This is a genomic window from Sulfurivermis sp. (assembly GCF_059410345.1).
This window is the reverse complement of sequence record NZ_JBLJDO010000039.1, coordinates 1-5,433: the sequence shown is the minus strand read 5'-3', so window position 1 is coordinate 5,433 and position 5,433 is coordinate 1. Positions and strand designations below refer to the sequence as shown.

At 59.3% G+C, this 5,433-nt stretch carries 5 protein-coding genes; all 5 read left to right on the top strand.

Annotation, left to right across the window (positions count from 1 at the left end; genetic code table 11):
* A partial coding sequence (locus ACMV8A_RS15460) for a TonB-dependent siderophore receptor (RefSeq protein WP_495326780.1) occupies positions 1-2,300 on the top strand: 2,300 nt, incomplete at its 5' end.
* Positions 2,301-2,362: 62 nt separating this feature from the next.
* On the top strand, positions 2,363-3,946 hold the full coding sequence (locus tag ACMV8A_RS15455) for a PepSY-associated TM helix domain-containing protein (protein WP_495326779.1): 1,584 nt from the start codon (positions 2,363-2,365) through the stop codon (positions 3,944-3,946).
* Positions 3,947-3,948: 2 nt separating this feature from the next.
* Positions 3,949-4,266 carry an iron transporter gene (locus ACMV8A_RS15450; protein WP_495326778.1) on the top strand — a complete coding sequence of 106 codons (318 nt, stop codon included), beginning with the start codon at positions 3,949-3,951 and terminating at the stop codon, positions 4,264-4,266.
* Positions 4,263-5,147 (top strand): DUF3325 domain-containing protein, encoded by an 885-nt coding sequence (locus ACMV8A_RS15445; RefSeq protein ID WP_495326777.1) that lies wholly within the window; start codon positions 4,263-4,265, stop codon positions 5,145-5,147. Before ACMV8A_RS15450 ends, ACMV8A_RS15445 begins: the two co-directional genes overlap by 4 nt.
* The coding region (locus ACMV8A_RS15440) for a DUF3325 domain-containing protein (protein ID WP_495326776.1) at positions 5,144-5,433 on the top strand (290 nt) is incomplete at its 3' end. The genes ACMV8A_RS15445 and ACMV8A_RS15440, both read left to right, overlap by 4 nt.

Genomic DNA, 5,433 nt, shown 5'->3' with positions numbered 1-5,433 from the left:
CGCTGGTCGCCGGCAAGACCAGTGCGCCGGTGCGCGGCAACTTCAGCACCACGGATGCCGCACGACAGGCGCTGATCGGCACGGGGCTGGAGTTGGTCGTAACCGAAAGCGGGACGCTGAGCGTGCGTCCAGCACCGGTAGTCGACAGGAGAAGCGAAGCACTGCTGGCGCCAGTTACCGTAATGGCCGCAGCCGAGCGGATTGGTGTCACCGAGAGAACGGGTTCATACAGCAGTGGCAGCTCCACCTATGGCAAGGGCCAGAGCCTGCGCGAAACGCCGCAATCGGTTACGGTGATGACCGCTCAGCGGATGCAGGATCAAGGGTTGAGCACGCTTGAATCCGTCATGGAGCAGACACCCGGCGTCGTGCATCAGTTGTACGACACTTCGCGTTCCTACTTTTATTCCCGTGGCTTCGAGATCGGCAACTTCCAGATCGACGGCAACAGCTCACTCTCGAATGGATGGGTGACCGAGCAGATCGACATGGCCTTGTACGACAGCGTCGAAGTGCTGCGCGGTTCGGATGCGCTGTACGGCGTGTCGGGGAATCCGGGCGGCGTCGTCAATCTGGTGCGCAAGAAGCCGACGCACGACTTTCAGTTCAAGGGCATGCTTTCCGCCGGAAGCTGGAACAACTTCCGCACTGAGGTCGACATCAGCGGCCCACTGGCTCTGGATGGCCGTGTTCGTGGCCGTTTCGTCACCGCATTGGAAGATCGCGAATTTTTCTATGACCACGCCGACAGTGACAAGCAGGTGTTTTACGGCATCGTCGAGGCAGATGTGACCGACAGTACCATGCTCACAATCGGCGCCCACTATGATCGCCATGATGCGACATTCTGGAGCTTCGGCATTCCGCGCTACAGCAATGGCGACGATCTTGGACTACCGCGCAGTTTCTTCGGAAACTCGTCTGACGACAACACATTGCGAAAGCGTCACTCGTTTTTTGCCCGTGTAGACCAAACGATCGGTGAGGACTGGTCTCTGGGCGTCGAGGTATCCCGTACCCATGTCGACAGTTATCGCCAGGACCACCTTTTTCTAGGGGCTATTGACCCTCTGACCGGCTCCGGCTTTGCCAGCGGTTGGGGCGGCGCCTCCTACCACTACCCCGAGACACAACGCACCATTGATGCTGTGCTCAAAGGGAAGTTTCAAATGTTTGGGCGTGAGCACCGTTTGATGCTTGGGGCAAACAGGAGTGACCTTGAGCTATCGCTAACCGGCGCACGCCGTAACAATCGTATAGAAGCGGAAATTTTTAATTTCGATCCTGCGCGGTATGGTTCGTCGGATCCGTACTATCCCTTCTCTGATCGCGATCAGGACCGGACAGAAAAAGGGCTTTACGGATCGTTGGCGCTGGAAATCGCCGACCCCTTGACTCTTCTTCTCGGTGGGCGACTGAGTTGGTACGACTTCAAACAGACACAGTATATGTATGGAGTGCCTTCGGGGTTGGTAACCTCCTTTAGCCAGATTGCACGCAAGGATGACTCGGTATTTACTCCGCACATCGGCGTCACATATGACATCAACAACTCTTGGACTACCTATGCCAGTGTTGCTGATACTTACCAGTCGCAATCAACCAATCTCGCTGGACCTCTTCCTGGCTCCCCTCTTGATCCGATCACCGGACGCAGCCATGAAATCGGTCTCAAAGGTGAGCACTTCGGCGGCAGGTTGAACACTTCGCTGGCTCTGTACAAAACTGACCGCAAGGGAACGGCAGTCAGAGACCCTAGTTATCCCAACACATCGGGCGACTTGGGAAGCAGTTGCTGCTTCCTCGATACTGGCCACCGCGTCAGCAAGGGCATCGAAACCGAGATAAGCGGTGAAATCCTCCCCGGCTGGCAGCTTGCGCTCGGTTATACCTACAACGACAACGAAGACAGACAAAGCAAAGGGGTCTTCAGCACCATTACACCGGAACACCTGTTCAAGCTGTGGACCAGCTATCAACTGCGTGGCCAACTGACCGGGTTGAAGGTCGGTGGCGGCGTGACGGCACAGAGCAAGACGTATGTGTCCGGATCGGCTAGTACTTTCAATTCTGTCAGCGGTTTGTACGATGGACCGACTGTCGACTATGAGTTCACCGAACCTGGCCGGGGGCTGGTGAACCTCTTCGCCGAATACCGCTTCAACCCGCAATGGACGCTGGCGCTCAACGTCAACAACCTGTTCGATAAACGCTATTACCAGGTAGTCGGCACGGCTGACTACGGCAACTGGTACGGTGAGCCGCGCAACGTCATGCTGACGCTGCGCGCCAGCTATTGATCGAGCCAATCATGCACCCGCCGCTAGCAAGCGGGGGGTACTACCGTACAGGACTCCGATCAATGAAAACGTATTTTCGACAAAGCATGGCTTGGCTGCATACCTGGAGCAGCCTGGTGACGGGCTGGGCCATCTTCTTCATCTTCGTCACCGGTACGGCTTCGTACTTTATGTACGACATTACCCGCTGGATGGAGCCGGAGCGACCGCTGGAAGTCGGTTTGCAACAGGCGCCACAAGCAGAGCAAGTCGAACAGGCGCTGGACCTGCTGATTGCGCAATTTCCGGATGCCAGACTGTGGCAGATCAAGCCAGCCCACATCAGAAACCAGCCGGACAATGTAGCCAGCCGGACGCATCTGGTGGTTCGTGCTTTTCCCAATCCTCGACCGCAGTGGTTTGACCCATTGACCGGCGAAGAAGTGCTGCGTCCCGAAGTCCGCGAGACCGAAGGCGGTGTGGCTTTTCGCCGTATGCACCATCAGTTCCACTACATGGACGAGATGACCGGTATCTATCTTGCCGGGCTTTGCGCCTTTCTGGCATTGGTGGCGGTGGTGACCGGAGTGATTGTACACAAGAAAATATTCAAGGATTTTTTTGCCTTCCGCCCCGGCAAGGGCCAACGTTCATGGCTGGACGCGCACAACGTCAGCAGCGTTATGGCGTTGCCGTTTTTCGTGATGATCCTCTATACCGGGCTGGTGTATTACAGCGGGCATTATTTGCCGATACCCGGGGATATCGTTGCGCATTTCAAGCCCGATGCACCAACCAAACCCGCCGAGCTAGCCATCGGACTGCGTCCGCAGGTGCCAATGGCTCAGTTGATTGCCGAAGCCGAGGCTGTTTTCGGGGAAGGTAATGTCGGCCAGATCATGGTTCAGCATAGACAGGGCCAGGGGTTGTCGGTGGATGTGTCGCGCCCTTTTGGCTCCGAACTGACGAGAACAGTCACCGATTCGACGACACTGCGATTTGATGCCTTCACTGGCCGACGCTTGTCGGTGGTAGGTGGGCACGATGGGGGAACTGCGTGGTTTCGCACCCTCGTCTCCCTGCACGAAGCTTGGTATGCCACCTATCCCCTGCGCTGGCTGTATTTCATCTCTGGCCTGCTGGGGTGCTTCATGATCGCCACCGGCATGGTGTTGTGGGTAGTCAAACGCCGGACGCGACATACGAAGGGCGACACTCCAGAACACTTCGGCCTGCGCCTGATGGCCTGCCTGAACGTTGCGGTACTGGCCGGCCTGCCGGTGGCGGTTGCCGCGTACTTCTGGGCTAACCGCCTGCTGCCGGTATCCATGGCCGAGCGCGCCGCGTGGGAGTTGCATGCGATGTTCCTCGTCTGGGGCTGGCTATTCTGCTATGCCGCTTTGCGCCCGGAAAAACGCGCCTGGGTGGAAACCCTGTGGCTGGCAACAGGAGCTTTCGGGCTGGTGCCTGTGGTCAATGCGCTGACAACTGATAGACATCTGGGGGTGACGATTGTGGCTGGCGATTGGCCGCTGGCGGGCTTCGACCTGACGATGTTCGGGCTGGCAGCGATGTTCGGGACAATAGCCTGGAAGCTGGGACGACGCGGGATCAAGGCCGATACGCCGTCGGTTGCGGCGAACATCTTCGCGGCAGGGAGGCAGTGACCATGCTTATCCCTGTCTATTCCCGTTTGAGCACGATGGTGCGCCATCGCGTCAGCGTAGCCTCTCGCACCCTGGCCGCGACGCTCGGCGGCTACGCGCTGACATCGGCACTGACCACGCTGCTGCTGGCGCTGTTCATGTCCGCGCCGGATGTGCAAGGCCGCATCGCAGCGCTCAAGCCTGGCTTTCTGATTTACCTCCTGATCCTGCTGTGGGTATTCCACGCCCGCAGCGCCACCCGTGCCTGGGCATGGCTAGCAGCATGGACCGGAGTGGCCTCTGCGTTGTGCTGGGTCGTTCTGAAAGGGGTTGGGTCATGATGCCGAATCTGATCGTTGGCTGGCATTGGCTGGTGCTGACTCTGAGTTTGGGCGGCTTCATGCTGTTGGCGCTGGCGAGCGAGCGTGAAGGCAAGATTCTGTTGCGCCGGACGGCGACGAGGCGGGAGAAATTCATGTTCCGCCTGTTGGGCTGGCCGCTTCTGATTCTGGCCCTGGGGGTGTGTATATGGGGCTGGTTTGGCCATTTCGGCACGGTGTTGTGGTTTGGTTGGCTGACGGTAGCGGCAACGACGGTGGCACTCACGATTACGTATTGGCCAGGGCGCGCCCAGCCAACCTTGGCCAGGCCTCCTCTCCCTTCGCAGGAGAGCGGTTTGGACGGAGGAACATCCGACAACCGCCCCCCCTCTCCAGCCGCCTCTGTTCCTCAGGGCAAGTTGGACGTTTTCGGGCGGTTGTTGCTGGAGGCGGTGCTGGTGCTTCTGCCACTTGGCTTCGGCTGGACGCTGTATCACACGCCTGAAGCGCCGCTTGCCCGCCCCGATGTGCTGCACGGTCAAGCCGGACCATGGCCGTTCCGTCTGGCCGAAGACCGCCGGGGGCCACCCGCGCTCGCGCACCTCGGCGTTCCGATCAAGACCTGGCACCTGCGTTTCTGCGAGGGCTGTGATACTGAAATTCGTGCGGCCTACCTGAAAGTGCACAAACCGCGCAGCCCGCGCAATGCCGGCTCGCTCTTCGAGGGCCGCCACTGGGATCGCCGTGCCCTCATCCAGTTGCCGAGCAATACCGCCGCCGACAGTGAGCTCTGGCTCACGGTGGTGGGGCGGGATGGCGCAGTGCATCAGGTGGCATGGCGTATGGACGAAGCCTCCCCTGCGACCGCAACGTGGTTTGCTGAACGGGAAGACAGACAGTGACAGCCGGATTGCAGCGTTTCGGACGGACTCTTATCAGCCTGCTGACCCTGGCCGGCCTGGTGCTGTTGGCGCTGGCCAATGACCGTGAAGGCAAGCTGTTGCTGCGCCGGATTCCGGCGCGTTGGCTCAAACGGGTGTTCCGCCTGCTGGGCTATCTGATGCTGGCACTGGCTCTATGGGTGTGTGTGCTGGGTTGGCGCGGCAATTTCGGTCCCTTCTTGTGGTTTGGCTGGCTGACGGTGGCGGCGCTGGTTTGGGTGTTCGCCATTGCCTACTGGCCGTGGCG